The organism is Acetobacter sp. DmW_136, from assembly GCF_008690365.1.
In the GTDB taxonomy this organism is placed as follows: domain Bacteria; phylum Pseudomonadota; class Alphaproteobacteria; order Acetobacterales; family Acetobacteraceae; genus Acetobacter; species Acetobacter oryzifermentans.
Genome location: NZ_VHON01000089.1, coordinates 1 through 587, shown reverse-complemented (window position 1 = coordinate 587; position 587 = coordinate 1). Strand labels below are relative to the sequence as shown.

Here is a 587-nt window from a genome sequence, read left to right as displayed (position 1 = left end):
CTGGAATCATAAGCGGGTTTATCGGATCTATCGGGAACTGGAACTCAACCTGCGGATTAAACCCCGCAGGCGTCTTGTTCGCGAAAAGCCAGAGCTGTCGGTTCCAACCCTTCCCAACACGGTCTGGTCTATGGACTTCATGGCGGACAGACTTTTGGATGGACGCGCTTTTCGGCTCCTGAACATTCTGGATGACTTCAATCGTGAAGGACTGGCGATCGAGGTTGATTTTTCCCTGCCGGCCTGTCGGGTTGTCCGCTGTCTGGAACAGGTTATGGAGTGGCGTGGCAGGCCAGAAGCCATCCGAATGGATAATGGCCCTGAATATGTCAGTTATACGTTGGTTTCATGGGCCGAAAAACAGGGGATTACCCTGATCTATACGCAACCGGGTAATCCGCAGTAGAACGCCTATATTGAACGCTACAACAGAACTGTCCGGCAGGAATGGCTGGAGCAGTATTTGTTTGAAAGCATTCAGGACGTGCAGGAGGTCGCAACACAATGGCTCTGGACATATAACCATGACAGACCCAACATGGGGAACAGCGGGCTAACCCCCGCCCAGAAACTAAAAACAGCTGCCT

The 587-nt window shown here is 52.1% G+C and carries 1 pseudogene; it reads left to right on the top strand.

From position 1 onward, the window contains the following. Positions 1-587, top strand: a pseudogene (locus FKW31_RS15780) (IS3 family transposase); the annotation flags it as partial.